At 34.8% G+C, this 24,946-nt stretch carries 32 protein-coding genes, 1 tRNA gene and 1 pseudogene; 16 read left to right on the forward strand and 18 right to left on the reverse strand.

Annotated elements, in window-relative coordinates; translation table 11 throughout:
• Window positions 1-396 precede the first annotated feature (396 nt).
• From TOL5_RS07775 to TOL5_RS07785, 3 genes are all read right to left on the reverse strand, one after another.
• On the reverse strand, window positions 397-834 hold the full coding sequence (locus TOL5_RS07775) for a hypothetical protein (protein WP_121775278.1): 438 nt from the start codon (window positions 832-834) through the stop codon (window positions 397-399).
• Between the two features lie 599 nt (window positions 835-1,433).
• Window positions 1,434-1,862 (reverse strand): hypothetical protein, encoded by a 429-nt coding sequence (locus tag TOL5_RS07780; protein ID WP_121775876.1) that lies wholly within the window; start codon window positions 1,860-1,862, stop codon window positions 1,434-1,436.
• Window positions 1,863-2,075: 213 nt separating this feature from the next.
• The gene (locus TOL5_RS07785) at window positions 2,076-2,477 is read right to left on the reverse strand and encodes an EF-hand domain-containing protein (protein WP_227561474.1); all 402 of its coding nucleotides are present in this window, start codon (window positions 2,475-2,477) and stop codon (window positions 2,076-2,078) included.
• Between the two features lie 445 nt (window positions 2,478-2,922).
• On the opposite strand from TOL5_RS07785, the gene TOL5_RS07790 reads away from it, so the two are divergent.
• The 10 genes and pseudogenes from TOL5_RS07790 (at window position 2,923) to glnA (ending at window position 10,340) form a co-directional block, all read left to right on the forward strand.
• Window positions 2,923-3,498, forward strand: coding sequence for a hypothetical protein (locus tag TOL5_RS07790; protein WP_046761591.1), 576 nt, complete (start codon window positions 2,923-2,925; stop codon window positions 3,496-3,498).
• Between the two features lie 219 nt (window positions 3,499-3,717).
• Window positions 3,718-4,017, forward strand: a pseudogene (locus tag TOL5_RS22430) (transposase); the annotation flags it as partial.
• 137 nt (window positions 4,018-4,154) lie between these two features.
• Window positions 4,155-4,231: transfer RNA gene (locus TOL5_RS07800), tRNA-Met, on the forward strand.
• Between the two features lie 326 nt (window positions 4,232-4,557).
• The gene (locus tag TOL5_RS07805) at window positions 4,558-4,809 is read left to right on the forward strand and encodes a transposase (protein WP_121775878.1); all 252 of its coding nucleotides are present in this window, start codon (window positions 4,558-4,560) and stop codon (window positions 4,807-4,809) included.
• 208 nt (window positions 4,810-5,017) lie between these two features.
• Window positions 5,018-5,218 carry a hypothetical protein gene (locus tag TOL5_RS22435; RefSeq protein ID WP_042086456.1) on the forward strand — a complete coding sequence of 67 codons (201 nt, stop codon included), beginning with the start codon at window positions 5,018-5,020 and terminating at the stop codon, window positions 5,216-5,218.
• Window positions 5,219-5,732: 514 nt separating this feature from the next.
• Entirely contained in the window at window positions 5,733-5,993 is a 261-nt protein-coding gene (locus tag TOL5_RS07810) for a hypothetical protein (protein ID WP_121775879.1), read from the forward strand.
• A 112-nt stretch (window positions 5,994-6,105) separates the two neighbouring features.
• Window positions 6,106-6,231 (forward strand): hypothetical protein, encoded by a 126-nt coding sequence (locus TOL5_RS22440; RefSeq protein ID WP_009586673.1) that lies wholly within the window; start codon window positions 6,106-6,108, stop codon window positions 6,229-6,231.
• 687 nt (window positions 6,232-6,918) lie between these two features.
• Window positions 6,919-7,860, forward strand: a complete 942-nt coding sequence (locus tag TOL5_RS07815; RefSeq protein ID WP_121775148.1) for a hypothetical protein — start codon at window positions 6,919-6,921, stop codon at window positions 7,858-7,860.
• A gap of 121 nt (window positions 7,861-7,981) precedes the next feature.
• The gene (locus TOL5_RS07820; RefSeq protein ID WP_034707885.1) at window positions 7,982-8,515 is read left to right on the forward strand and encodes a GTP-binding protein; all 534 of its coding nucleotides are present in this window, start codon (window positions 7,982-7,984) and stop codon (window positions 8,513-8,515) included.
• Window positions 8,516-8,924: 409 nt separating this feature from the next.
• Entirely contained in the window at window positions 8,925-10,340 is a 1,416-nt protein-coding gene (gene glnA / locus TOL5_RS07825) for a type I glutamate--ammonia ligase (RefSeq protein WP_009586679.1), read from the forward strand.
• Between the two features lie 458 nt (window positions 10,341-10,798).
• On the opposite strand, the gene TOL5_RS07830 is transcribed toward glnA, so the two are convergent.
• From TOL5_RS07830 to TOL5_RS07850, 5 genes are all read right to left on the reverse strand, one after another.
• Window positions 10,799-11,206, reverse strand: coding sequence for a DUF3106 domain-containing protein (locus TOL5_RS07830; protein ID WP_004824664.1), 408 nt, complete (start codon window positions 11,204-11,206; stop codon window positions 10,799-10,801).
• Window positions 11,196-11,522, reverse strand: coding sequence for a hypothetical protein (locus TOL5_RS07835; RefSeq protein ID WP_004824662.1), 327 nt, complete (start codon window positions 11,520-11,522; stop codon window positions 11,196-11,198). The genes TOL5_RS07830 and TOL5_RS07835 overlap by 11 nt, the downstream gene beginning before the upstream one ends.
• A complete protein-coding gene (locus tag TOL5_RS07840; protein WP_162987715.1) occupies window positions 11,515-12,129 on the reverse strand; it encodes an RNA polymerase sigma factor in 615 nt (204 codons plus the stop codon). Before TOL5_RS07840 ends, TOL5_RS07835 begins: the two co-directional genes overlap by 8 nt.
• 156 nt (window positions 12,130-12,285) lie before the next feature.
• Window positions 12,286-13,062, reverse strand: a complete 777-nt coding sequence (locus TOL5_RS07845) for a TrmH family RNA methyltransferase (protein ID WP_004824658.1) — start codon at window positions 13,060-13,062, stop codon at window positions 12,286-12,288.
• A gap of 108 nt (window positions 13,063-13,170) precedes the next feature.
• Window positions 13,171-14,145: a class 1 fructose-bisphosphatase gene (locus TOL5_RS07850; protein WP_121775150.1), complete on the reverse strand. Its 975-nt coding sequence runs from the start codon at window positions 14,143-14,145 to the stop codon at window positions 13,171-13,173.
• A 174-nt stretch (window positions 14,146-14,319) separates the two neighbouring features.
• On the opposite strand from TOL5_RS07850, the gene TOL5_RS07855 reads away from it, so the two are divergent.
• Both TOL5_RS07855 and TOL5_RS07860 read left to right on the forward strand, forming a co-directional pair.
• On the forward strand, window positions 14,320-14,505 hold the full coding sequence (locus tag TOL5_RS07855) for an NF038105 family protein (protein ID WP_004824653.1): 186 nt from the start codon (window positions 14,320-14,322) through the stop codon (window positions 14,503-14,505).
• Window positions 14,506-14,586: 81 nt separating this feature from the next.
• The gene (locus TOL5_RS07860) at window positions 14,587-15,192 is read left to right on the forward strand and encodes an SMI1/KNR4 family protein (RefSeq protein WP_121775151.1); all 606 of its coding nucleotides are present in this window, start codon (window positions 14,587-14,589) and stop codon (window positions 15,190-15,192) included.
• Window positions 15,193-15,317: 125 nt separating this feature from the next.
• Here TOL5_RS07860 and pal read toward each other — a convergent pair whose 3' ends face one another.
• The 10 genes from pal to TOL5_RS07910 form a co-directional block, all read right to left on the reverse strand.
• Entirely contained in the window at window positions 15,318-15,887 is a 570-nt protein-coding gene (gene pal / locus TOL5_RS07865; protein WP_004824646.1) for a peptidoglycan-associated lipoprotein Pal, read from the reverse strand.
• A gap of 50 nt (window positions 15,888-15,937) precedes the next feature.
• A complete protein-coding gene (gene tolB / locus TOL5_RS07870; protein ID WP_199934812.1) occupies window positions 15,938-17,221 on the reverse strand; it encodes a Tol-Pal system beta propeller repeat protein TolB in 1,284 nt (427 codons plus the stop codon).
• Between the two features lie 221 nt (window positions 17,222-17,442).
• A complete protein-coding gene (locus tag TOL5_RS07875; protein WP_121775153.1) occupies window positions 17,443-17,922 on the reverse strand; it encodes a cell envelope integrity protein TolA in 480 nt (159 codons plus the stop codon).
• 71 nt (window positions 17,923-17,993) lie between these two features.
• Window positions 17,994-18,440 carry a cell envelope integrity protein TolA gene (locus tag TOL5_RS07880; RefSeq protein ID WP_227544072.1) on the reverse strand — a complete coding sequence of 149 codons (447 nt, stop codon included), beginning with the start codon at window positions 18,438-18,440 and terminating at the stop codon, window positions 17,994-17,996.
• A 63-nt stretch (window positions 18,441-18,503) separates the two neighbouring features.
• On the reverse strand, window positions 18,504-19,823 hold the full coding sequence (tolA, locus tag TOL5_RS07885) for a cell envelope integrity protein TolA (protein WP_221260692.1): 1,320 nt from the start codon (window positions 19,821-19,823) through the stop codon (window positions 18,504-18,506).
• A 3-nt stretch (window positions 19,824-19,826) separates the two neighbouring features.
• Window positions 19,827-20,276: a protein TolR gene (gene tolR / locus TOL5_RS07890; protein ID WP_004824636.1), complete on the reverse strand. Its 450-nt coding sequence runs from the start codon at window positions 20,274-20,276 to the stop codon at window positions 19,827-19,829.
• Window positions 20,276-20,974, reverse strand: a complete 699-nt coding sequence (gene tolQ, locus TOL5_RS07895; RefSeq protein WP_121775156.1) for a protein TolQ — start codon at window positions 20,972-20,974, stop codon at window positions 20,276-20,278. Before tolQ ends, tolR begins: the two co-directional genes overlap by 1 nt.
• 23 nt (window positions 20,975-20,997) lie before the next feature.
• Window positions 20,998-21,405, reverse strand: a complete 408-nt coding sequence (gene ybgC / locus TOL5_RS07900; protein ID WP_004724526.1) for a tol-pal system-associated acyl-CoA thioesterase — start codon at window positions 21,403-21,405, stop codon at window positions 20,998-21,000.
• Window positions 21,406-21,987: 582 nt separating this feature from the next.
• The gene (locus TOL5_RS07905) at window positions 21,988-22,182 is read right to left on the reverse strand and encodes a hypothetical protein (RefSeq protein ID WP_121775157.1); all 195 of its coding nucleotides are present in this window, start codon (window positions 22,180-22,182) and stop codon (window positions 21,988-21,990) included.
• A 52-nt stretch (window positions 22,183-22,234) separates the two neighbouring features.
• A complete protein-coding gene (locus TOL5_RS07910; RefSeq protein WP_121775158.1) occupies window positions 22,235-22,687 on the reverse strand; it encodes a hypothetical protein in 453 nt (150 codons plus the stop codon).
• A 449-nt stretch (window positions 22,688-23,136) separates the two neighbouring features.
• Here TOL5_RS07910 and TOL5_RS07915 point away from each other — a divergent pair, with 449 nt between their 5' ends.
• The 4 genes from TOL5_RS07915 to TOL5_RS07930 are packed head-to-tail and all read left to right on the forward strand — an operon-like array spanning window position 23,137 to window position 24,929.
• Complete coding sequence (locus TOL5_RS07915; protein ID WP_121775894.1) at window positions 23,137-23,673, forward strand: PAAR domain-containing protein; 537 nt, start codon at window positions 23,137-23,139, stop codon at window positions 23,671-23,673.
• Window positions 23,660-24,193 (forward strand): hypothetical protein, encoded by a 534-nt coding sequence (locus tag TOL5_RS07920; RefSeq protein ID WP_121775895.1) that lies wholly within the window; start codon window positions 23,660-23,662, stop codon window positions 24,191-24,193. The genes TOL5_RS07915 and TOL5_RS07920 overlap by 14 nt, the downstream gene beginning before the upstream one ends.
• 9 nt (window positions 24,194-24,202) lie before the next feature.
• Complete coding sequence (locus TOL5_RS07925; protein ID WP_199934813.1) at window positions 24,203-24,580, forward strand: hypothetical protein; 378 nt, start codon at window positions 24,203-24,205, stop codon at window positions 24,578-24,580.
• Window positions 24,581-24,638: 58 nt separating this feature from the next.
• Window positions 24,639-24,929, forward strand: a complete 291-nt coding sequence (locus TOL5_RS07930) for a hypothetical protein (RefSeq protein ID WP_121774664.1) — start codon at window positions 24,639-24,641, stop codon at window positions 24,927-24,929.
• Window positions 24,930-24,946: the final 17 nt, after the last annotated feature.

The raw sequence follows: 24,946 nt of genomic DNA on the forward strand, positions 1-24,946 counted from the left end.
GTCACAGCACAAAATAAAAAAAGCCTGCTAGGTGCAGGCTATAATATCAGATTCTTGTTTAAATTCTTCCACTTTTTGCTTTACATAGGACTCATACCAGAACACATTTTTTTCCAAAATTCGATTGGGCTGTTTGATATTTCCTTTGTTAATTTCAGAGTAGAACTTTTTGCGAAAATATCGAAATATCTTTATATACCAATACTTTTATAGTTTACTTTTTAATTATGAATTTTCTTCAAAGAACTCTTATACATCCCGTATTTCTTAAGAAATATATCCATCTAAGAATATTTCATCATAATTTGCAACTTGAAACTACCGGGTAGCATTAATTTAACTTTGATGTGGTCAAAATTTTCCTAATTAAGAAATAGTTTGTAAATTTATAACTTTTTATTGTTTTGATAATATTATTTTCTGATCATCATTATAAAAGATTAATATATAGTTTTTTAATGATTTTCCATTTGAGTCTATACGGAATTTTCCAGTAACAGGAATTTTCCATTGAGATTCAATATTGCTTAATAAACCAATCCAAGCATACCCATTAAAAATTAGTGTTCGGTTATTTTCAATGTGAAAATCTTCAAAAAAAATCGCATCACACCAAAAAATATTAGATTTACCAAAGCCTAATTTATTGAATTTCCAACAACTTAAAAATGCAAAGTTATTTTCAAACCATCTATTTTGGTAGTTTAACTGAATATAATCATGAATTTCTTTAGCAATGGACTTTTCTAATTTTAGAACTCTTCGTTGAATACGTCTTTTACTCGAGTTAATAAACTTTGAATATTTCTCTTCTTGATATTTATTTCTTTCCATAGTTTTAAAATTAAATTTTAGTTTGTCTAAGCTTATCATAATACAGTATAAGTGAAAATTTAGGTAACTTTTAATTTTAATAAATGAATTGCACCTTTTACTCAATTAATCAAAGTATGATAGAGAAATTTCATTTAGGATATGTACTCAATTCATTAGATAATTTTATGACAGAATTTAAAATAGTTGACATCATAAGTAACTAGAGTTTAAGGAGGAAATCTACATTAGATTTTTTATTAAGAGCAGGTAAGGATAATTTTAAAATTTATTCATCTGATAAACGAAAAAATTTAAAACTTCTATGCTTTTTTATTTGTAATAGTTGGTAAGATAAACTAAAATCAAAACTTGCGAAAATTATTTGAGTAGCAATTACTAAAAAATCATCGCATTGAGCTTCTTAAAAATTTAACCATTTTTGAGATAAATTTAACTTTTTTTATTTCACATGAATTATTATTGTGATTAATAAAATGTTTTAGCATCATCTCGATTAGATCATGCTCCAACATTAGTTAAGAAATTATCAAGAAGTAATTTTTTTTGTTTAGATTATTGAATAGTTATTTTAATATTTAAAGCCCCTTTTAGCTTAGTTAATTAGCAGATATTCTAATTCTAGCAATGACACAGAAAGCCCCGCCTGAAATAAATCCGCAAATTAGGGAGAAGATGATCCCATAGATGTCAAACATCCGTTCTGGTCCACTATTTAGTAAATAAATGTAGAGATAGAATGCAACTGGCCCAATTAGAGTACACCAAAGACATAATTTTAAAGAAGTGAGAGCATTTATTTTACGAAGAAAAATGGCCATCGGTAAAACTAGTGCAAAAGTAATAGTATATGTAAGGGGAAGTCCAAACATAAGACATAGAAAAAACATAGCAAAAGCGCCAGTAATATCTCCTTGGAAAACAATAACTGTACCATATACTATTCCAATAATTAAAGGAACAACCAATGGGGAGATAGATGCACTTTGTTTCAGACTTTCACGATGCTGAATTTCATATTTTTTCATAATATATATTCGTCAATCAAGTGCTAGTTTGATTAGTTTTTCAATTAAACAATTTTAGCATTAAGCAAAGTTTTATAAAAGATTTTCAATTAGATAAATAAATTTATTGAGATTTAGTAGTTCCACATAGTAATGGTGATTTAATGATTTGATTAAAGCCGAGTTATCACAGTCCAGTTTTTATACTCTCGTAAGAAGACTATTCAATAGTGGTTAGTTTTTAAATAAAATATTCATAAATTTATCCCATGTAGAATCTGGTTTAATTTGCTCTCGATATTCTAATTCCGCACATGGATTTGTAAAATAGTAACTATAGACACCTTCAGCAAACTCATTTTTACTGAGTTTCCCATTTTTATCATCATCTAATTTCTCGAATATACTTAACCGATTGGGGTCTTTTTTTGATGGTGGATCTACCCATGGCATTGGCTCTTTTAATAGATTTAGTGCAACCCACTCATTTTTTTCAAGAAGTTTATTTTTGTTTTTATCAGCAGCTTGAAAAAGCATTGCCCAATCAGGTGTTGCAGGTTCACAGCCGTAAACAAAGTTACTTGCGGTTGTACACAACATTATCAATATATAGTGTCTTATTTTAGAAATTTGCATACCAATTCACTGTTAAAAGATGGAATCAATAATGCCAAATGTCGTTTTAGCTTACAATAAAGAAAAAATTAGCAATTTGCCCTGAACACTTTCTAAGATCATTTTTGTAAATCAATTAAAAATGGGCGTATCACATGACTGACTCAATCAAAGTGGTTTTTATTTTAGAAGATTTAAATTAATGAAAATTTAATTTCTGATGTACTTTAGATGGAAACTCATTTAAATAAAGTGTTAATAGTTTTACACATATTTAGTCGAATAAATATTCATTTTTTCTTTACACTTTGTTACATTGAGCGCACTTTATAATAAGTAGTCATGATATGGAAAAAATCACATTTGAATTAACTATTGTGCTGAGCTTTGTTTCATTTACCGATTTGGTACGTGGTCACCAATTGTTGAATCGTACGTTTTCTATGACCATGTGAGTGCACAGATTGTGAAATATATTGTAGGTGTGCTCATTATTATCGTGTTATTAATAGGATATTTCATCAATAAAAACAACAAGGAAGACATGGCACGATTAAAGATGGCTGAAATTCAGCAAAATACAAGACTTATGCAGAATAAGATAGATGAAGTTCAAGCTCAACGAGAATCAGAAGCGAGAATAAAAGCAAAAGCGCTAGAACAATCGGTGAAAGAAAGACAAGAAGCTTACATTTATGAAGCTCAACAGTACTCTTCAAATGAAAGTTATCATGATATGAATAAACAAACTGAAAACGAGTCGATTCCAAATCGATATAGTGAACAAGAGTGGAAAGATATTTGTAGATCTGCGTCATTGACAGCAAGAACGGTAATGCATAACAGACAACGTGGTCATTCAATGAGTGATCAATTTGATGCATTATTACCGAATTCAGAACCTCAAATCAGAAGTTTAATTGAGAATATGATCAAACTAGCATATGGAAGGACACGATATAGTACACCTGAGAGTATGAAAAGGGCTGAATTAGAGTTTGAAAACGAATATCACTTAATTTGTTTACGCTCTTATACTTAAAAAAAGGCTTTGTTGCACAAACTTGTTCTTAAAGGCTTCTTTATTAATATAATTTTTGAATAAAGAAGTCTATCCCCGAAAATCTATCGTACTAAGAATTGGTCATCGTACAACCAAGCTCTAATTAGTCGTGGTGATTTCATCATTTGGTTTGATCCAAATACCCAGTGGTAAGCTAAGGAAAATGGCAAACAAGGGCGAACTCCAACCTATTCAGATGCAGCTTCGATAATTCCACCCAGGAAAAATACCAAGCTTTGGAAAGATAAACGAGCGAATTCAATTGAACGTAATGCACTATTTGATACAGTAAAACGTCTAGGCAGAACAATATGGAAGAAATAGGCAGGGTATTATTGCAGAAGTTTGGTTGAGACCAAGATGCACTGCATCAAATTATTAGGCGATAAATTGCATGCAAGGAACTTCGAAAGTCAGGTCAATGAGGTTCATGGATGTATTGCCGTATTGAATAAACTTACTGAATTAGGTCAACCACATACCCAGATTGTATCTTAAACTCGGTCAACCTAAGAAAAATTGGCTTTTTTATGTTTGTGTAACAAAGCCGATAGGCGGAAATTATATTTTTTAACATAACTAAAAAATAAACATTGTGTTACTGTTCTATTCAGCGTATAACTGTGACTCATTGCTGCGGGATGGAGCAGTCTGGTAGCTCGTCGGGCTCATAACCCGAAGGTCGTTGGTTCAAATCCAGCTCCCGCTACCAATGAAAAATTTAAAGTTTATAGCCTAGTTAGCTCTATGCTTTCTAGGTTTTTTTTATTCAATGCCGTACTTATTAGTAATTAGTTTAGAATATCGGATAAGTTATTTTGGTTAAAGTATTGAAAAATATATTTTTCTATTGATTAGAATTTAAATCAGGGTTGGCTATGTTCCAACTCATATATGTATTCCCTATAAATATGCTGATGTAAAAATTGGAAGTTTAATTTTAGGCGCAATTGCCTCTCACAATTGGATTTTAAAATATCTCTCTCAAATAGTGAATGACTGAACTGTTTTACAAAAGCTCAATGAAATGAGTAAAAAATGAATTTAATAAATGGATGGACGATTGCTAAAGCAGTCAATGGAGATCAAATTCAAGTCAGAATTATTCCACTGAAGCGTAAACAAAATAATGTTGGCGGCATTTCTTGGGTTGAAGTAGGCAAGCAAATTCAACTCGAAACAGGACAGAAGTGTAATTTTAATCTCGATGGACGATCTTTCTATACTGGATTAAATAAGCTTTATCGAATAACACATCTAAAATGTTCCATGTACCTTTGTTTTGATTGAAATTATCTTATGGCTTGCTTTGGCTTCTTAATTATTCAAATATTTTTGCATTGTTGAGTTAAAGATTAACTTGGAAAATTTATAATTTTTTGATAAAGAAAAGAACCATAATCGAGAGGGGGTATTTGAATCATATCTCGCTTATGGTCAAGAAAGATTATCAAATGATGAGCTTTTCTATAGCCGTCATATATATTAAAATTGAACCATGAAAAGATTACAGAAAAAACTCCAAAGTCCTCTATCGAATTGGACCACGGATCAAGACTGCTATTTGATTGAAAATAGTGTATTACCTATAGAAAGTTTAGTTCAGCATTTACCTTTTACCGAGGAAGAAATCCGTAAAAGAAAAGAAACTCTTGGATTGGTTAGAAGACAAAGACAAATGATGAAAGCAATTCAATAGAGATATATTTATTTAATTCAATGTCTTATGTTTATAAAATTGAGGTGGTTGATCTAAATTATTCACTTTAAATGATAATCATTTGCATTTATGTTGAGTCAATAGTATAGTCTCTAGCAAGAATTAAATAGAATAAAACAAGACATACTAGACCGCCCAGCTTGCATTCTCCTCAAGCTGGGCTTTATTTAAACTGCCTATTCTCATATCAAAAAGCGGGACTAGTTTTAAATTAGATTAGGTGCTATCAAATTTAAGTATTTAGAATGCATCCTGTTTGCAGGAAAGTAATCTCTTTTATTTTTTAATGGAAAAATCTTCAAATAATGTCGCATTTTTATAACTTAATTTAAACAAAGTAAAAGAAAAGATTCATGTTTTTTATAATTAATTGATATAAATTAATGATTTAATATGTATTTTTGAAGATTGTTGTAATTTCATTATTTATACTGAATTAGGTGTTGCATCCCTCATAATCAAAGATTGTGCTTATTAATATGAGATTTTTACCATGTTTACTCCTGCAATTACTGAAACGAGAATGCACCAGAATCAATCACAATATTTTTCAATTGAGCAACTCAAAAGTTTTTTGAAGAAGCAAATCAGATTAAAAGCAGATCAAGGCGAATTGTTTGTGAGCGAATGTCTTGCAAAAGATTTCGCTCTTCATGAACTAGACAAATTAAGTGAAGAGTTTAAGAAAGCTGGATACAAGGTAAAGCTTAAAATGATAGGAAAAGAAAAAATATTTTCTGTTTTCTGGAATTGATAGGCGATTATTTTTTTTCAGCACAGTAAAAAAAATTGTGAGTTTCACGAATTCAACAATTTGATTATTATTTTCTGCTATTGTTTAATTTTTAAGCAAGATTGGGCTAGATATGAAAATCATTTCGATTGTAAGTTTAGTTTTATTATTGGGCTTAACTGCGTGTCAAAAAAGAGATTCGGATACGCAAAAACAAGATCAAACCACGACACCGCATTCGGTAGATAAAGACAGTTAGATCTTCATACTGTTCATTTTAACAAACAAAGTAGATTACATTGGATTACTGTCAGGTTGTTACTCTTAATGAATGTAGCCTCGTTTTGCGAGGCTTTATACCAATATCATATATGATGAAAGATTTGGCAGTACAAAATAAGAATAGTTAACAATTCACATCTCAATAAGCAATCACAAGTCGCATTCGAACAATTCAATTTGATCTTATTTAAAAGCCTTGTGACTCAATAATATATCCTAGGATGCAGTCTGATTTGTACCAGCAAATCAGGAACAACGATTTTATAGAATCTTTTAGTATATGAGAATGAGAGATTATCTCACTTAAGCTCAGCATGAGAATGATTTAATATACAAATGTTATTAATATTTTTAAATAAAATATTAAGTTTCATTAAATTTTTTAATTGATTAATATGTACCTTCGGTGGAGTCGGGGGTAAAAGAAATTCAGGTGTTATAATTAAAATATTGAATTTTATGTGTTTTATAATAAATAATTTATTTTATTTATTTTAATGAAAATATTTTATTTAAAGCTCAGTTATTATATTCTTGTATTTGAAACATTAAATTGTATATTAACTTTGCTACAATTTTTTCGCACTAAAGATAGTGTTTTTTGTTTTATTTTTTGATAAAAATGATAAACTGGTCACACTCTATACGAGGCCGTGGGGGCTAAATGAAAGAAGAAGTAAAAATTGCGATATTTGGCTTGAGCTTAAATGTACTTGATGCAATAAAGCAGAAAATACGATTGATGTATGATGACTCACTTCAAGTAAGTTGGGCAAACATTGCTGATCCGCATTTAGATATTCTTCTTGTGAATGATATGTTTTTTAGTTCTCCTACAATTCAAAATTTGGTGGGTGTAAAAAAAATACCTTATCTAAGGTTAATCAATAAAAATGAAAAATCAGGGCAAATCGAAGGGGATAAGTTGTATTTACCTTTTTCTGCCACTGATGAAATTAGAAAATGGTTTAAAGATCGTTATTTCAATGTGCCTGTTAGCCATAAAACAGTGCATATTGTTAATCAAATTTCAAAAACTTTAGATCTCACAAAAATTGTTCCAGAGTTTTTTAATGAAAGAAACGGTAATGTACAAGTTTTTGATGCCAAGGGTAATATTGCATTAGTGAATATTCGAACTCAGCAAGTATGGGTGGATGCATTACGTAAAATTCAAGGCACTGATGTTTCTTTAAATTTTACTTATGCCACCATGCAAATGGCGCAATCAGTGAGTTCAAATCAAGGTATCGAACTTAAGTCTTGGTTGTGGAATCTATTGTGGTATTCCAATGATATTAATACCACAATCCACAAAGGGGACTATTATCAACTTATTGATTGGCCACAGCCTAATCATCAAAATGAAAGACAAATGATTTTTAAAATAGCAGCTTGTTTTGAGCAAGGAGCGACTATTGCCCAAGTGGTGCAAAAAACGGGTTATAGTAAAGATCAGATTTATAAATTTGTCTCAATTGGTTTATTGAGCAATATGCTCAAAAATATACCTGAAGAAGAAGCAAAATTAATTGTTGAGGAAAAACAGTCGGCAGGTGTTCTACGTGGTTTCTTTGGTAAATTACGAAAAAAATTAGGGCTGTGATTTGGTAGCTGATTGTTCAACTTGAAAATTGATTGCATAAACATGGTTTTTTTAAAGTTGAAAAATAAGTAATACAACTTAATCAATGTGTAGCAATAAGAACTTGAATAAAGGTGATAATGTGATTTTACAACAGTATAAAATTGTATTTGGTGGCAAGATGGGGGCAGGTAAAACTGAAGCGATTAAGTCTTTGTCTGAAATTTCAGTTTTATCTACGGAAGCACAAAATACTGATGAACAATCACACAGTAAAGCGTTGACCACTGTTGGGATTGATTACGGCGAAATCCGTTTAGAAGATGGTGTTGTTGTAGGTTTATATGGAACACCAGGACAAGACCGATTTGATTTTGTCTGGTCAGTGATCTGCAAAGGTGCAATAGGTGCTGTAGTATTGATTGATCACTCTCAAAAAGACGCAATTGAGGATTTGAAGTTTTACTTTCAAAGCTTCAAAGAATATGTAAACAACATTGTTGTCGGGGTAACGCATGTCGACGAAAACCCGCAGCAGTTGCTAAAACAATATAAAGATTGGATGAGTTTAAATCAGGTCAACATGCCCATTTTCGCTGTAGATGCGAGAAAGCAAGATGATGTATTGTTAATGGTTGAAGCATTGATTGCTCGAGCAGAAGTTGAATTTGGATAAAATCATCAGCTCCTTATAATAATACGTTCAATATGAACGTATTCTGTCTGAATACACAGCGTATCCATTTTATGGATACGCTTTTTTAATGTGCTTGAAATGATTGAATGTCATCATCACTGTGAAAAATTTGAAAGTAAGCACCAAGATAAACCATTTTAACGAATATGCACAAAAATAGTGCGTTAAAATAGTGCTGAATGATTTTAAAATAAGAAGTGTGTCTGAATATGGTGCAATTCTATTTGCACTGAGTATAATAGAAGCGAAATAATGGTTGCTAAGCTTATTTTCTGATAAGAAATTCAATAAATTAGCAATTATTTTAAAAGTTGGTATGCTAATTGCTTTATAGATACCAACTACTAACACGCACTTCACAAGTGCAACAAAAATTCATTGGAGCAAAATGAGCATGGCGAACAAGGTCCTTCAACTCATACAAGAAAGTGGCGCAAAATGGGTCGATTTTCGCTTTACTGATACTAAGGGTAAAGAGCAACATGTAAGTTACCCTTCAGATACTATCGATGAAGATACTTTCGAAGATGGTAAAATGTTTGATGGTTCTTCAATCGCTGGTTGGAAAGGCATTGAAGCATCTGACATGATTTTACGTCCAGATCCTGAAACTGCTTTCCTTGATCCGTTCTTTGCTGAAGCGACAATTGTCGTGACTTGTGATGTTATTGAGCCTTCAACTGGTCAAGGTTATGACCGTGACCCTCGTTCAATTGCTCGTCGTGCTGAAGAGTATTTAAAATCTACAGGTATTGGTGATACTGCATTCTTTGGTCCAGAACCAGAATTCTTTGTTTTTGACGAAGTTAAATGGGACATCGACATGTCTGGCGCTCGCCATACTTTGATCGCTGAAGAAGCTGCATGGTCTACTGGTAATTCTTACGAATCTGGTAACTCTGGTCACCGTCCACGTGTGAAAGGTGGTTACTTCCCAGTTCCTCCTGTTGATTCTCATCAAGATATGCGTGCTGAAATGTGCGCGCGTATTGAAGACATCATGGGTCCTGGTCGTGTAGAAGTACATCACCATGAAGTTGCATCATGCCAATTAGAAATTGGTGTGAGTTTCAACACGATGGTTCGTAAAGCAGACGAAGTTCAACAGTTCAAATATGCAGTGTGGAACGTTGCTCATCAATATGCAAAAACTGCAACCTTTATGCCTAAACCAATGGTAGGTGATAACGGTTCTGGTATGCACGTTCATATGTCGATCTCTAAAGATGGCAAAAACTTGTTTGCTGGTGATGAATATGCAGGTCTTTCAGAGATGGCATTGTACTTCATCGGTGGTATTATCAAACATGCTCGTGCGTTGAATGCAATTACTAACCCTTCTACAAACTCGTACAAGCGTTTAGTACCACACTTTGAAGCGCCGATCATGCTTGCTTACTCAGCACGTAACCGTTCTGCGTCTATCCGTATTCCTTACGTTTCTAGCCCTAAAGGCAAACGTATTGAAGCACGTTTCCCAGATCCAATGATGAACCCGTACTTAGGTTTCGCGGCATTGTTGATGGCTGGTCTTGATGGTATTCAAAACAAGATTCATCCAGGTGAAGCTGCTGACAAAAACTTATATGATCTTCCTCCTGAAGAAGAAGCAAAAATCCCAACAGTTGCTCATAGTCTTGATATGGCGCTTGAAGCACTTAAAGCGGACCATGACTTCCTTCTTAAAGGTGGCGTGTTCACGAAAGAAATGTTAGATGCCTATATCGAACTTAAAACTGAAGATGTTCGTCGTTTAAATACAACGACTCACCCAGTTGAATTTGATATGTACTATAGCTTGTAATTCAGATCTGAATTTAAGCGATAAAAACCTGCCTCGTGCAGGTTTTTTTATTGATTAATCATTCAAATTAATCTCTATAATTGATTCAAAGCGCAGTCAATCTGTGAAAGAGACATACAGTAAAATTTAATTTCTTTTGATCAATAAAATGAATATTAAAAGTACGTAGTTTGAGATATAAAACTATCAATGTCATGTTTTACGTCAAAAGTTTAAATAGATTGATGAAGGCAATATCTCAACATAGAAAGACGCATCTATGATGCAAAAGTACAAAACAAATTAATCACTAAAAGATTATAAGAGTTTGTACTAAATTGTGCAGTATTTGATTTTAAGATATTGAAATTTAATTATTTTTAAATTGACTGAGGACTTTAGTTGTATTTTTGAAAGAATAAATTTGAGTAAAAAAAGCCAGTACAATGACTGGCTTTAGTACATATGGATAGATGATGTTAATGCGATACAACACTACTTGGTTGGTATTTTTGAATATATTTTTCACGAATTTCATTGCGTTCATCTGATGTAGATGCTTTTTGCATTTTTTTCCGCATTTCATTACGTTCAGATGTGCTCATTTGTTGCCATGCTTCACGCATTTTTTGCTTTTCTTGTTCAGGAAGTTGAGTAAACCAGTCCATACGTTGTTGTAAAGCAGCGCTTTGTTCAGTTGGGAGCTCTTTTAAATTTTGGTAGCGTTTGATTAATGCTTTTTGTTCATCTTCAGACAGCGCATCCCATGTTTCATTGACTTGCGTATTCGCATCTTTGGAAAAAATCCAAAAACGTTCAAATCCAGCAAAACTTGTTTGTAGAAAACCAAAAGCACAAAATGCCAATGCTAATTTTCTAGCTACCATGAGAATTTTTATCCTCACCAAAAACAGATAACATATCTAAATCTTCCATCATTTGTGGTGAAAGTTTAGGGCTAATCACCACTTGTTGCGGGGTATGAGCTTCATTGGAAACATCGAAAGCATTTGGTACAACAACAAAGCCTGTAATTGCTGCTGCAAGGGCAAAGCCAGTCATTTTCCAATTGCTAAAGCGTGATGTTGGCTGATCTTGGATACGATCTAACACATTATTCATCACCACTGCTTTATTGCGGTGATGACGTGCAAGTTCATCCAGTTTTGCCGTCACTTGTTTGGTGAAATCATCATTATTCATGTGATGAACCTCCATACGGATTTAAATGTGATAGCGCAGTTCTCAATCCTTGAATTGCTCTATGGTAATGGGTTTTTACACTACCTTCGCTACAGTTCATAATTGATGCCGTTGTCTGTGTATCAAAGCCTTCCCATGCACGTAGCATAAATGCTTGTTGTTGGCGTACAGGTAATTCACTAATCGCGTCTTGAATTTCTTCAATAGTGACATCTTGATGTAAAAACTGAAGCGGGTTTGGCGTAGATTCATCAACAATTTCCATCGCTTCTTCATCATCAGAATCTAAATCGATTTTTCGAAATAGGGAAAAAGGAGATGCTCTACGTGCTTCTTTACGACGCCAATCTTGTAGTTTGTTATTTAAAATAGTGTAGAACAATGGATACCATTCTTCTGTGGACTTATCCGCGTAAGACTTATGTAAGGAAATAAATGCTTCCTGTACCAAATCCATTGCAATCCCATTATGACCTTGTGTTGCATTTTCCATCATGACCAAGGCACGGCCTGTCACATCCTGCATAAAAAAACGCAGGCGCTGTTCACTGGTACTCGTTTGAGCACTGGCTGTTTCAGTCTGTGACTTCTTTGGTGCTAAGTCCATAGAGATGGAAAATCCCGTCATTGGGTACCCACCATTATTTTAAATTCATATCACTATAACGTTTAAAAAATGGTTTGGGTTGACACGTAAATCAATTATTTTTTTCAGTTTAAATGATTTTTTTCAATAACGGGCGATATTTAAAATAATTTAACCTTATAGTCGTTGACGAACCATTTCAAAGAAACAAATTGAGCCTGCAACAGCGACATTGAGTGATTCTTGACCGCCTGGTTGTGGAATAGATACAGCTTCTGCACGTTTCAATGCAAATTCTGAAACGCCTTGACCTTCATTACCCAAAATCCACACACATTGTTTACGTAAATTTTTGGAATACAGACTTTCTGCTTCATGTGAGCTGGTCACATAAACAGGAATTTTGAATTGCTTTAAAATATCCTCAAGTACAACATTCTCATAGGTTTGTAAGGAGAAATGTGCGCCCATACCCGCACGCAGAACACGTGGTGACCATAATGAAGCAGAGCCTTTTGTACAGACAATTTGTTCAATGCCCGCAGCTGCGGCGGAACGCAATAGCGTTCCGACATTACCAGGGTCTTGAACATTTTCAAGAATTAACGTGTCTTCGCTAAAATTCAATGCTTGTGTTGAGCTTGGCAAATCAACGATTGCAAGGCAGGCAAGGGTGGTTCCTAAGGTGCTTAGGTCCTTATATAATGCTTCACTGATCACGAACACCATCCCTTGGTATTGGTCAATGATCTCACCAAGATCCTCATGATCCAACGCATGCTCAGTGGTGAAAATCGAATTAATTTTGCGTCCCTTTTCTAACCATGCAAGACTCAGGTGTGTGCCTTCAAGTACAGTTTGTCCTTGTTTCTTACGATAAGTATTTTGTTCAATCAAACCTCTTAGGTGTTTAATTTTAGGATTGTCTTTTGATTCAAGGAAAATTGTAGGCATGGGAGAGTAGATCCAAAAATAAGTAAGATCTGTTGATCATTCCAAAATGAATTTACAACAGACCTTTACTGGTTTTACGCGCTTAAAGCGCACGTAAAAATGAAAGAATTAGTGATGATAGCTTGTAACAAGTTCAACTTCATTCTTAGAGCCAATCACGACTGGAACACGTTGATGTAACTCAGTAGGTTGAATATCTAGGATACGCACGCGACCTGTTGTAGATGCACCACCAGCTTGTTCCATTAACATGCTCATTGGGTTGGCTTCATACATCAAACGCAGGCGACCTGCTTTTTGAGGGTCTTTGGTGTCGTATGGATATAGGAAGATACCACTACGACATAGAATACGGTGAATATCACCCACCATACATGCTACCCAACGCATATTGAAGTCTTTTTCGCGTACAGAAGTTTTACCTGCTTGTAGCTCATCAATATAACGTTTTACAGGCGCTTCCCAATGACGTTGATTTGAAGCATTGATTGCGTATTCTTTAGTATCCGCAGCCACTTGAACATTTTCAGAAGTCAGTAAAAATTGTTGAGTTTCTGGATCGAAGGTAAAAAATACAACACCTGCACCAACTGTAAGTGCCATCATGGTTGATGGACCATAAAGAACATAACCAGCAGCAGCTTGTTGTGAACCTGCTTGCATGAAATCTTCTGCTTGTGTAATGCTATTTTGAGCAGGAAGGATCGAAAAAATTGTACCTACACACATGTTAATATCAATATTACTTGAACCATCCAAAGGATCAAATAAAACAAGATATTTGCCGTTTTCTTGCGCTGGGGTAAACTCATCTAATTCTTCTGATGCTAAGCCGCCCACATTTGAGTTAGCTTTGAGTGCAGCAATTAAATAATCATTTGAAATAACATCAAGTTTCTTTTGTTCTTCACCTTGTACATTTTCATGTTGAGCACTGCCCAGTACACCTGCTAACGCACCTTTTTGTAGCGCCTGATCAATGGTTTTACATGTGTTGGCAATCGTTTCAATCACATTGGCAAGTTCAGGTGTTAAATTCCCTTGTTGTTGTTCTAAATATTGGGATAGAGTGCGATATGACATATCAGAGGTGCTCCAAAAGCGATAAATTTTGACACATTAAACAATAGCGGTATTTTAGATGAGTTCAGCTCAAAATAAAAATTATCCTGTGTTATTTGTCGTGAAATTACCCTTGCAAGTATTTTAGAAAGTGTTATGTTGGATATACGGATAATAACGTAAAGGAGCACTCACATGACAACGGCAAAGTTTGAAGCGACTCCGACTCAAAATGAAGGTATTGATCTTAAAGAGATTAGTGCTGAAAATGTGAAAGAAGCATGGAAGAATTACGAAGCTAAACCTGAGTTCAAAGAATTCAATAAGCACGATATGATTGAATCCATGCAAAGTCCCAAGCCAGACGAGTCAAAGGCTTAATCAATAAGAAGCGTTTATCACTTTGATAAGCGCTTTTTTATTTTATAATCCAAGTAAATTTCGAAGACTATCGCATCAATCATGATTGAAATTCATCATAAAGCAGATATCGTCTTTCCATTTCATCAAATTGGAGAGCCAGAGTGGGAGGTAAAAACCCAACGCATTTTGCAATCATTTGCAGATTTAAATGATGATGAAGTTGCATCTCCAATAAATATTGATGAAATTGATCAACTTGAACTGCGCTTAAAAACCACTTTGCCAGTTTCTCTAAAAATTTTCTATCAAACATTTGGCATTGCGGATATTGGTGAAGAGCTACAACAGTTTGATGATATTGGCTATTTAAAAGATATATGGGCTGCCGCACCAGAATATGCACCTGAATTCACTTCAAAAGATGTAGAAGTTTTACCGCATTTGATTACTTTTAGTGACTATCTCGGTAATGGCAATATGTTTTGTTTTCATGACATAAGCAAAGAAGTCTATTATTTTGATCATGATGATAGACCTTATTTGACAAAAATCTTTGATGATGTCGATGAATATCTCAAATGTTGTTTAATCTTGTTGCAGTCGGATTTATTTGGTGATGCTACCCCTGATCAAGTTGAGCAATGGGTAGAAGATATGGTGATTGAGCTCATCGGTGATCAAAAGCTCAAAAAATGGCGGTATTGATTTTAAATCCAAAGAAAGTCTAGTTTTAATATTTGAACTTTTAAATATCAAAATGATCAATTGGTCGGCTAGCCTAATATAAAAATGCCCAATTGAATTGGGCATTTTTATATTGTTTTTAAAAATTATTTTAATAACGGTGGAACAGCTTCATAGTTAATTTCGACACGACGGTTTTCTTTCCATGCAGATTCATCATGTCCTGCATTGATTGGCATTTCTTTACCATAACTTACCGCTTCCAATTGGTTTGGCTTAACACCGTTAGTGATTAAGTAGCTTTCTACAGCTTTTGCACGACGTTCACCCAAAGCCATATTGTATTCACGGGTACCACGTTCATCCGTGTGACCTGTTAGAGCAACTTTTGAATTTGCATTGGCGATTAGGAATTGTGCATGCGCTTGAAGTGTCTGATAGTCATCATTTGAAAGATCACTACTGTCATAGTCAAAATGTACAACACGCTTTGCTAAAAATGCTTTGTTTGCTTCAGTTACACCTTTTGCTGAAGCGCCTGCTAAATTTTGTGCATTTAAAGCTGCATCTTCACTTAAGCCCGTCGTGTTTACCGTAGTCGCACTATTGGGATTTGTTCCAGACTCTACTGTTGCAGCAGGTTTACGGCTGGCACAACCAGTCATGACTAAGCTTGCTGCGAGTAATGGTAACGTTAAATATTGAATAGCCTTCATGTTGATCTCCGATACTTCCTTTTTAAATTAAGTCATGCGACATGGGTAAATCATTTAGGTGCCCAAGCAGGCTCACGTACTTCACCTTGTTCACTCGGTAAATTCATACGGAAACGACCATCTGTTGACATGATTGCCAATAAGCCACGACTGCCTTCACGCGTTGCATATACCACCATTTGCCCGTTTGGAGAGAAGCTAGGTGATTCATCGAGACTTGTTGGAGTCAGAATATTGGTAATTCCAGTAGAAATTTCTTGAATTGCAACCTTGTAATTGCTGCCAGAAGGGCGATGTACCAATGCAACATACTTGCCATCTGCACTGAGCGTACCACGGGCATTGAATGCGCCACGGAAAGTTAAACGTTTTGTTGAACCGTCATCAAAGCTATAGCGATAAATTTGCGCTGAACCACCACGGTCAGAGGTAAAAATAAATGATTTCCCATCAGGTGCATAGCGTGCTTCTGTATCAATTGCACTGTCATTGGTCATTCGTTTAACTTGACGAGTGTCTAAATCCATTTGATATATTTCAGGATTGCCGTGCATAGATGCGGTGAACAACATAGATTTTCCATCAGGAGAAAAACTAGGTGCACCATTCAAACCACGGAATGAGGCTAATTTCTCACGAGCGCCAGAAGCCAAATCTTGAACATAAATGGCTGGACGTTTTGTTTCAAATGATACATAGGCGATCTTTTTCGCATCTGGTGTCCAAGCAGGAGAGAGAATAGGATCTCTTGAGCTCAATACAGTTTTAGGTTGTTCACCATCGGTATCTGCGATTTGCAAAGTATAACGTGTATCAGGTGTTGCAGGATTGCGTAGCACATAGGCGATACGTCCAGTAAAGTCACCTTGGATACCTGTTAATGCTTGATAGATAGCATCACTGATCATATGTGCTGCGGTACGTACACGCGAAGCAGGAACTGTGAGCAATTCATTGAGCAAGAATTTTTGCTTTTCGACATCATACAGTTGGTAATGTACAGCCAATGAACCATCAGCATTTACTTTTGACTCACCTAGAACGATATAAGGAACACCAGCGGCTTTCCAAGCTTCTGCATTCACATTATTTACGCTGGCAGTTGCTGGTAAGTTTTTAGAAGAACTGGTAAAGCGACCAGAACGATTTAAATCCTGTTCGATGATCGGATAGATGGATTGATCATTGCTAAAAGGAAGAATGGCAATTTTAGGTGCGGACTCAGGTGCTTTAGCAATTTCTAAATGCAATTGTGCATACGATGGAGTGATCAATGCTGGGCTCAATGCAACAATTATCGCTAATCCTAATAGATGTTTAGGCATGATTTTCATTGGACTTCATGTACTCAAATATCAATTTTTAACTATGCTTAGCTTTGTAGCATAAAGACATTATTTTAATCTATATAAAGCATGTAATTATGAATAAAAGATGATAATTCGCTGTTTGTTGATAAAAAATAAATCTAAATGTATGACGCAGATGAATGACAGCTTAATAGGGTATCTAAGCAAATTGATAAAAATCATAACCGTTGACGAAAAATAGGATATTATTCACTGACAGCGAAATGGAGAAGAATTTCTTGAAATTGTTTTTTAAGCGATTGTTCATTAGGCATTTCAAAGGGAGCAGCTTTATAAATCGCTGTTTTGATTGAACGCGCAAATTCATCACTAAACTGTCCACCCACGAATAGAATATCTTCAACATTTCCTTGTTCATCTAGATAGACCCGAACATTGGCTTTCTCTGCTAAATCTGTTGCAGGGCGTTTCCAATATTTTGTAATACGATTCATTCTGCTTTTGTAAATTTGACTGGTGATTTGATTTTGTCTAAGTTGTTCATTTTGTGTAGGTGTATTTTTTTGCTGAGATAGAGCAGTTGGTGGCATTTCATGTGTAAATGGGTTAGAAGGTATTTGTTGCCTGTTAACCTCAATTGGCGGGTTGATTTGATTTTTTTCAGCAAATGAAAATGTTGAGAAACAAATAAGAAAGCTGCTAATCAGCAATGTTTTAAATTGCATTTTATTTTTCCAATGTGTCTATATGACTTGGTTGATAATAGATATTGTTTTAACTATAGAGAATGCAAATTCTATTCTACAATAAAGTTGACTGAGAAACTTTGTACATCTCTCCTAACTTCTGGTTGAGTGGGCAATGTGAATGGCGCTGCATCGTAGATCGCTTGCTCTATACTTGTTTTGACATCTGGAGCTGCTGAACTGACAACGATTGAGTCAATGGAGCCATTTTGTGTAAGCTTTATACGTGCGTTGGCTTTTTGTTCTGTTGCACCTGTTGGTATATGCCAAGCCCTTAGAATTTTATGGACAAATTCTTTTTTTATGCTGAATGCCAGTTTTTTAGCCTTAGCTTTTTGCTCGTTGGCAAGATAACTTTTCTTTTCAAGGGCTGAGGCAGTTGTATTCAATTCCGTTGGATGGATTGATGCAAAATTAGTTTCAGTATTTTGGCTATTTTGATTTGCAAGCGTGCTTTGATAGATCAATGCAGGAAATATAAATAAAAAAAATTTCACAAATACCTTATCCATAGCGTGAATCAAATAATAACCCTGCCAAAGCAGGGTATATTACAAAAATTATTTCACAGTAAAACTCGCAGTAAAGCTCCGTGCCTCGCGTCGAGCATCAGGATCAGAAGGCATTGGGAAGGGGGCTGCGTTACGTACAGCTTGTTCTACACTTGCTTTAACATCTGGATCAGATGCATTCACGATAACCGATGCAACAGCTCCACTATCTGTCAACGTGACACGGGCAGTTGCCTTTTGACCAGATGAGCCTGCTGGCATACGCCACGCATTTCGAACCTTATTTTCAAAGTCCTTTTTCGCTGAAGATGCAATTTTTCTGGCTTCTGCCTTTTTATTCGCAGCTGCTTCTTTTGCTTTCTCAGCAGCAGAGTTCTTTTCTTCCTCTAACTCGCGAGCAAGATCAGCTTTGCGTTTTGCATCTGCTTTGGCTTTAGCATCTGCATCAGCCTTGGCTTTAGCATCTGCCTTGGCTTTCGCTTCTGCATCAGCTTTGGCTTTTGCGTCTGCCTTAGATTTTGCCTCGGCTTTGGCTTTTGCCTCAGCATCAGCCTTGGATTTTGCATTCGCATCTGCTTTACGTTTAGTTTCAGCATCTGCTTTGGCTTTAGCATCGGCATTACGTTTGGCTTCAGCTTCCGCTTTGCGTTTAGCTTCGGCATCAGCTTTGGCTTTTGCATCCGCTCTGACTTGAGCTGCTTTTTCAGCAGCTTCTTTTCTCACTTTTTCTGCTGCTTCCGCTTTACGTTTAGCTTCAGCATCAAGACGAGCTAATCTTGCTTTCTCAGCAGCATCGGCTTTAGCTTTTTGGAGGGCTTCTTGCTTCGCTTTAGCCGCCGCTTCAGCTTTAATTTTTGCATCAGCTTCAGCTTTGGCTTTTTCAGCTGCATTTTTTGCCTGTTTCACTTTTTCAGCGGCTTCTTGTTTCGCTTTCTCCGCGGCTTCAGCTTTTGCTTTTGCTTGTTCTGTGGCTTTTTCCTGAGCAGCTCGCGCTGCAGCGAGTGCCATTTTTTGTTCTAAAGCGGCTTTAGCTTCATCAGCTGCTTTTTTTATATCCACTGCTTCAGTATCAGGCTTTGATTCGACTGGAATTTCAGGCGCAGTTTGGTCTGGTTCAGCAGTTTGTTGGATATTTTCTGAAACTTTTGAGTCAGCTGTTTCCGTTGAATCACTGTCTACCAATGGTTTCGGTTCTGGAGGGGGTAAATCTTCAGGTTTGATAAGAACAGTTTTAATTTGCTTCGGGGGTTCTGGTGGTCGACTAAGACCTAAAAAGAGTAAGCCTGTAATCGCCACCACATGAATACCAAGGGTAAATCCAAGTGCAATCGCTTTATCTTTAGATTGTGGCTTTTGAGTATTTTTCATAACTTACTTTACAGACTCTGTCAGCAAGCCAACTTGGCTTAAACCCGCATCTTGTAATGCAGACATAAGTTTCATCACTTCACCATATGGGCGTGACTCACTACCATTAATCAAAACACTCAATTGTTTGCTGTTTGCTTGAGCTTGCTTTTGATTTTCTGTAAGGACAATTTTAAGCTCTTCTAAAGTAAGCACATCATTGTTATGTGTTTTATCTTCGAGCTGGATGCTTCCATCCGCATTAAGCGTCACGATAGCAGGTCGATCCTCAGATTGAATCGGGTTGTTATTGGCTTGTGGCAAGTCAACTTTGACACCCGTCGTAATCATAGGTGCTGTAACCATAAAAATGACCAATAAAACCAACATAACGTCGATATAGGGAACAACGTTCATATCACTTTTTAAAGGCTTTTTGACACGGTCAAAACGTCCTGAGCGTTGGATTGCCATTATTCAGCTTCCTGTGTAGTTCCCACAGACTGACGTTGTAACAGCGCCACCATTTCTTCGGCAAATAATGCACGATCTGAGTAAATTTCTTCACCTTTTGCAGTGTAATGGTTAAATGCCAATACTGCTGGAATTGCCGCAAATAAACCAATCGCAGTTGCAATCAGTGCTTCGGCAATGCCTGGTGCAACAGTGGCAAGAGTTACTTGTTCAACCTGTGCCAAACCGATGAAGGCAGTCATGATGCCCCAAACAGTACCAAATAACCCTACATAAGGAGCGACAGAGCCTATGCTGGCTAAGGCACTCAAACCTTGTTCTAAACGACCTTGATCACGACTTAAGCCTACTCGCAAAATACGTTCTGTACCTTCAATCATGGGTACAGTATCAGCTTGGCGCTTTTTCAATTTCAAATATTCACTTAAACCCTGATAAAAGATGTCTTCCAGACCATCGCGTTTAGAGTTAAGTTGCGCATTGTTATAGAGGGTATTCAGTTCAGCGCCAGACCAAAATATTTTTTGAAAATGGTCGTCGCCTTGGCGTGCTTTCTTATAGCCCATATGTAACTTGGCAATCAGATACCAACTAAAAACAGATGCAAGTACTAAGACCAGCATGACCAATTGAACCACAGGGCTCGCTTGTAAGATTAAATCAGAGATGTGCAGAGAAGATTCTAGTTGTGTTGCCATAGTTACATGTGCCAAAAGTATTTTTATTCGTGGGCTAATTCTCGAAGAATTAAATCACGGATTTCGTCAGGAATTCTACGAGGTTTCATATCTGTACTTAAACATGCCAACTCTACCTCGCCAGAAGCAAGCATGATTTCACCACGATATATATTTTGTTGCAACACAAATGACGAAGCTTTACATGAAACTACACTTGCTGTAACAGTAATCAGGTCGTCCATCAGTATAGGACGTGAGTATTTCAAAGCAATTTTATGGACGACAAAATTGTAATCTTTTTGATGCCAGTAATGATCAATCCCAGAAGCACGTAGCCATTCAGTACGAGCACGTTCCATGAAGCGAATATGATTGGCGTGATAGACGATGCCGCCAGCATCTGTATCTTCAATATATACACGGATTTGGAATTCGAATTTATTACTCATGTTGCTGTGCATTCCTGTGTTGTTTATTGCATATCTATCAATAGTTTGTCAGTACTTACTTGTGCTGATTCAATTTCAGATTATCTAATCGGAAAAAAGAAGAACTTTAAATGACGAACCAAATAGCTGAATTGAATTTTACAAGATCTATAAAGAAACATCTCAATAGTGCCTCAGCAGCTATGTGGTTTTTTGAGCGGCATAGGTATCTACATGAACAACGATGGATTGTTTGAACAGTATCTGTACATAGGCTATAAAATTAATATTGCAGAAAAAAATTGATTCGGTCCACTTATAGATTTTGACAAGAATTCAGCACTGACTTTGGCGCAAATTTTAGCACAAGGTATGTTTTCTCAAATGGCACAAGATTACATTCCAAATTAAGAATGAAAGGCTGATGGTGATTAGATTGAGTGTTTCTATAAATCAAGTGGTATTAAAGAGTAACAAATTGCTCGTAGGGATCTACTCGAAAGTTGTATTATAGAAAATGGTGTAGTAGTGGCAAAAAAACTGATGTTGAAAGATTAAGTAAAGCTCATTTCACTTAACACCCATTATGTTAAATGCAGAGTGTTATTCTTTTGAGTTTTCACAATTTAATAAAATACATTTCCCATTAATTTTACCAACTAAGCTTATAGGTTTAGATGTATCCCCATCGTCAAAAGATATTTCAACTAATAAGTTTTGATCCTCGAAAGATTCTAATTCTTTAATTAATTGCTTGATGCTTTTACCACAAGTTACCCATTCTGGATCTTTAGGCATATTATTTCCAGTCATTAAATATTTTATAATACAGCTTATACGAAATTCTTTGCTATTTTTCAAATTCTGTAGTCATGGAAACTTTATGATCAGTCATAAATTGATAAATGGGTGCTATTGTATTTGGGTCTGATCTTGTATTTTGATAAATTTGGACATTTGGGGTGCCCAATGTTCCATCAATATTTTCTATGTATGCGGCATAAGAATATTTATTTAAGTTGTCAAAAACCACAATTGCAGCATCAGTATCACATAGGTGTGCTTTACAACCTTGTAATACGACATATTGACCATCTGTTGTAACTTTTGCACCTACAGACAGTCTGTCTTTAAGCTTTTGGAAGTCTTTTTTGGGAATGTTATTTGGAAGAGCTTGTAAAGCAAGTTTGTTTTGAATGGCTATATAAGGGTGCTTACCGACCAAATAGGACATATCATTTTTAAAATTAGCTGCAATTGCACTTGAAGCTATAACTATTAATAAAACACATAAATATTTCATGTTAAGCCCTTTATAAAATGTTAATTATTCTGCCTTGATTATATTGTGAACTATATTTGAGATACTTTAAATTAACAATAGGAGCTGTTCATATATCCATCTGATCCTTCAAGTTCCATAAATAAAGATCATTTATATAAAGTCGATTGATTTCTCAAATAAATAAGAAGTTTTTGTTCATTACTTAAATTACATTTAAGTAATATTAAATTTTAAATGTATTAATTCTTCACTATTTCTGATAATTTTTGTATAGTTTTGATGCAAATGAGAATTCTTATTATTTTTTTTGCATATTTCTCAAATCTGATCTCGTCAATCTCATGGAATTTTATGTATGACAAATTTTAATCTTTGACCAAATACAATTGCGCTTTTAGGTATTTTTATAAAAAGAAAATAAGTTTTAAATTTAGTAATTTCAATTATTTATTTTAAGGTAATCAAAGATGCAAGCATTTATAACAAAAGATTGCTTTATTGACCATGGTGGGCGAATTCTCGAAGGTGATGATTCTTGGATCGTTGAAGGCAAGGGGGTTCATCTTGAAGGAATGACACATTATTGCCCAAAATGTAAAGTTTTATCTAAGGCTATTGCAACACAAAGAGGATTTATACAAATTAATGGTCGCAATCTTATTGTGGCTGGTGATACTTCAACTTGTGGGGCTAAATACATAAAAATATCTGATTTGGCTGTTCGTTGTAGAGGTCTGCAAAATAGTTCAATAATGAAAATAATACAATTGATGAATGAACAGCTTTTTTCTGATGAATTTATGCTGATTGATGTGGAAACAAGTAGCATTATTGCAAATATGCCCTATAAGATACATAGAGAGAACGGACGTATAGAAGAGGGGGTTACTGATGAGAATGGTTTAATATCATCACTACAAAATACTAATCGTGCTGAAAAACTTAAAATAGAGATTGTTAATAATTTCTTTAACTTAAATGATTTTTTAGATGAACATTTTTAATAAAACACTTACAATGTCAGGAACAGGAGCTAAAGCCCCAGTTAAAATAGCGATTAAAACAAACTATAGAATAACCATTATGGTCAATGACAATACAGTTATCCTTGGCACACATGCTGGGATGTTATTGATAGGACCAAATACATTTGAAATTTATGACCCTAATGGTAGCTTTCATTATCCTGGTATTTCGGGAGGATCTTTAGGATTAGTCCCTGTTGATGACTTAGGTAAACAGCATGACGTTTTTAAAAAATATCTTGAATATCAGTTAATTAATGGTGAGAGAGTTTATTTGTATTCATTTTATGTATCTAGAAAAGAGTTCTATCAAATTGAAGAAAATATTCTAAATCAAGTTGGCTGTGGACCAGTTTTAAATTGTACTCAATGTACCTCTGGTGCAATATCTGGAGTTGGTATTTTTAAGAATATACCATCTGGTATTTTTCTTCCTTCTAATTTAAAAAAGGAAATGGATAAAATTTCAAAACCTTTAAAAATCATAACAGGAAATTAGGGTCTGCTTATGAATAAATATGTAAGTTATATTGTTTTAAATACTCAACTACTTATAGGTTTTATTTTTTCATACAATTTTATAGATAGGGCGTTAATTAAAGAAAATTTTTTTATATATATACTTCTTGTTTTTATTTGTTCAAACATATTATTTTTTATGGCTAATTTCATTAAATATTTCTCAGTTAAAGTATTCTTATCAATTTTTATTTCTAGTTTTTTTATTACCTTGATTGTTCTTAAATTTAATAAACCTGAGATGGAGTTAAGACCTATTGATTATGCGTTAGTAATGGGATATTTAATTGTAATTTTAAAGCTTTATATAACGACTCCCATAGTTTTAATCATAGAAATTTTATTAAAGAAAAAGTATAAGTTTTAATACTTCTTTAGTGCTGAAAAAATCCCTGCCTTAATTGTTGAGAAAAAGAAGTAATTTCATGAAATTAAAAATATTATTTTGGCTTTCTACTTTAAATCTGTTTGGTATATTTTTAGTTTATATACTTTCATTTATGACAAGAAATAATCACTATGCCATATCTATAGATATGTTTTTTGTAGGTGCATCAGTTGTTTTATTTGCATTAGCACTATTACTCAGAAACACAAAAGCAATATCAATTAGTTTGTTATCTATAGGGCTTGCGGTTGGTATGAATTTTTTTAATATCAGTATTAGCTATCAGAAATGGATTGAACGTGAGCAACCTGAATTAGGACATAGATAGGCTTTTCACTGTTTTGA

It is taken from the genome of Acinetobacter sp. Tol 5 (genome assembly GCF_019702905.1).
Taxonomy (GTDB): Bacteria; Pseudomonadota; Gammaproteobacteria; order Pseudomonadales; family Moraxellaceae; genus Acinetobacter; species Acinetobacter bereziniae.

Bases quoted from the DNA above. Each gene is read 5' to 3' on its own strand.
- TOL5_RS07915 (WP_121775894.1), top strand. From the start codon at position 23,137: ATGCAAGCATTTATAACAAAAGATTGCTTTATTGACCATGGTGGGCGA.
- TOL5_RS07780 (WP_121775876.1), bottom strand. From the start codon at position 1,862: ATGAAAAAATATGAAATTCAGCATCGTGAAAGTCTGAAACAAAGTGCA.
- TOL5_RS07905 (WP_121775157.1), bottom strand. From the start codon at position 22,182: ATGCCTAAAGATCCAGAATGGGTAACTTGTGGTAAAAGCATCAAGCAA.
- TOL5_RS07930 (WP_121774664.1), top strand. From the start codon at position 24,639: ATGAAATTAAAAATATTATTTTGGCTTTCTACTTTAAATCTGTTTGGT.
- TOL5_RS07845 (WP_004824658.1), bottom strand. From the start codon at position 13,062: ATGCCTACAATTTTCCTTGAATCAAAAGACAATCCTAAAATTAAACAC.
- TOL5_RS07920 (WP_121775895.1), top strand. From the start codon at position 23,660: ATGAACATTTTTAATAAAACACTTACAATGTCAGGAACAGGAGCTAAA.
- tolQ (WP_121775156.1), bottom strand. From the start codon at position 20,974: ATGGCAACACAACTAGAATCTTCTCTGCACATCTCTGATTTAATCTTA.
- TOL5_RS07910 (WP_121775158.1), bottom strand. From the start codon at position 22,687: ATGAAATATTTATGTGTTTTATTAATAGTTATAGCTTCAAGTGCAATT.
- TOL5_RS07805 (WP_121775878.1), top strand. From the start codon at position 4,558: ATGAATTTAATAAATGGATGGACGATTGCTAAAGCAGTCAATGGAGAT.
- pal (WP_004824646.1), bottom strand. From the start codon at position 15,887: ATGAAGGCTATTCAATATTTAACGTTACCATTACTCGCAGCAAGCTTA.
- tolR (WP_004824636.1), bottom strand. From the start codon at position 20,276: ATGGCAATCCAACGCTCAGGACGTTTTGACCGTGTCAAAAAGCCTTTA.
- TOL5_RS22440 (WP_009586673.1), top strand. From the start codon at position 6,106: ATGAAAATCATTTCGATTGTAAGTTTAGTTTTATTATTGGGCTTAACT.
- glnA (WP_009586679.1), top strand. From the start codon at position 8,925: ATGAGCATGGCGAACAAGGTCCTTCAACTCATACAAGAAAGTGGCGCA.
- TOL5_RS22435 (WP_042086456.1), top strand. From the start codon at position 5,018: ATGAAAAGATTACAGAAAAAACTCCAAAGTCCTCTATCGAATTGGACC.
- TOL5_RS07925 (WP_199934813.1), top strand. From the start codon at position 24,203: ATGAATAAATATGTAAGTTATATTGTTTTAAATACTCAACTACTTATA.
- TOL5_RS07840 (WP_162987715.1), bottom strand. From the start codon at position 12,129: ATGGACTTAGCACCAAAGAAGTCACAGACTGAAACAGCCAGTGCTCAA.
- TOL5_RS07785 (WP_227561474.1), bottom strand. From the start codon at position 2,477: ATGCAAATTTCTAAAATAAGACACTATATATTGATAATGTTGTGTACA.
- TOL5_RS07855 (WP_004824653.1), top strand. From the start codon at position 14,320: ATGACAACGGCAAAGTTTGAAGCGACTCCGACTCAAAATGAAGGTATT.
- TOL5_RS07815 (WP_121775148.1), top strand. From the start codon at position 6,919: ATGAAAGAAGAAGTAAAAATTGCGATATTTGGCTTGAGCTTAAATGTA.
- TOL5_RS07850 (WP_121775150.1), bottom strand. From the start codon at position 14,145: ATGTCATATCGCACTCTATCCCAATATTTAGAACAACAACAAGGGAAT.
- TOL5_RS07875 (WP_121775153.1), bottom strand. From the start codon at position 17,922: ATGCAATTTAAAACATTGCTGATTAGCAGCTTTCTTATTTGTTTCTCA.
- TOL5_RS07835 (WP_004824662.1), bottom strand. From the start codon at position 11,522: ATGAATAATGATGATTTCACCAAACAAGTGACGGCAAAACTGGATGAA.
- TOL5_RS07830 (WP_004824664.1), bottom strand. From the start codon at position 11,206: ATGGTAGCTAGAAAATTAGCATTGGCATTTTGTGCTTTTGGTTTTCTA.
- ybgC (WP_004724526.1), bottom strand. From the start codon at position 21,405: ATGAGTAATAAATTCGAATTCCAAATCCGTGTATATATTGAAGATACA.
- tolA (WP_221260692.1), bottom strand. From the start codon at position 19,823: ATGAAAAATACTCAAAAGCCACAATCTAAAGATAAAGCGATTGCACTT.
- TOL5_RS07860 (WP_121775151.1), top strand. From the start codon at position 14,587: ATGATTGAAATTCATCATAAAGCAGATATCGTCTTTCCATTTCATCAA.
- tolB (WP_199934812.1), bottom strand. From the start codon at position 17,221: ATGAAAATCATGCCTAAACATCTATTAGGATTAGCGATAATTGTTGCA.
- TOL5_RS07810 (WP_121775879.1), top strand. From the start codon at position 5,733: ATGTTTACTCCTGCAATTACTGAAACGAGAATGCACCAGAATCAATCA.
- TOL5_RS07775 (WP_121775278.1), bottom strand. From the start codon at position 834: ATGGAAAGAAATAAATATCAAGAAGAGAAATATTCAAAGTTTATTAAC.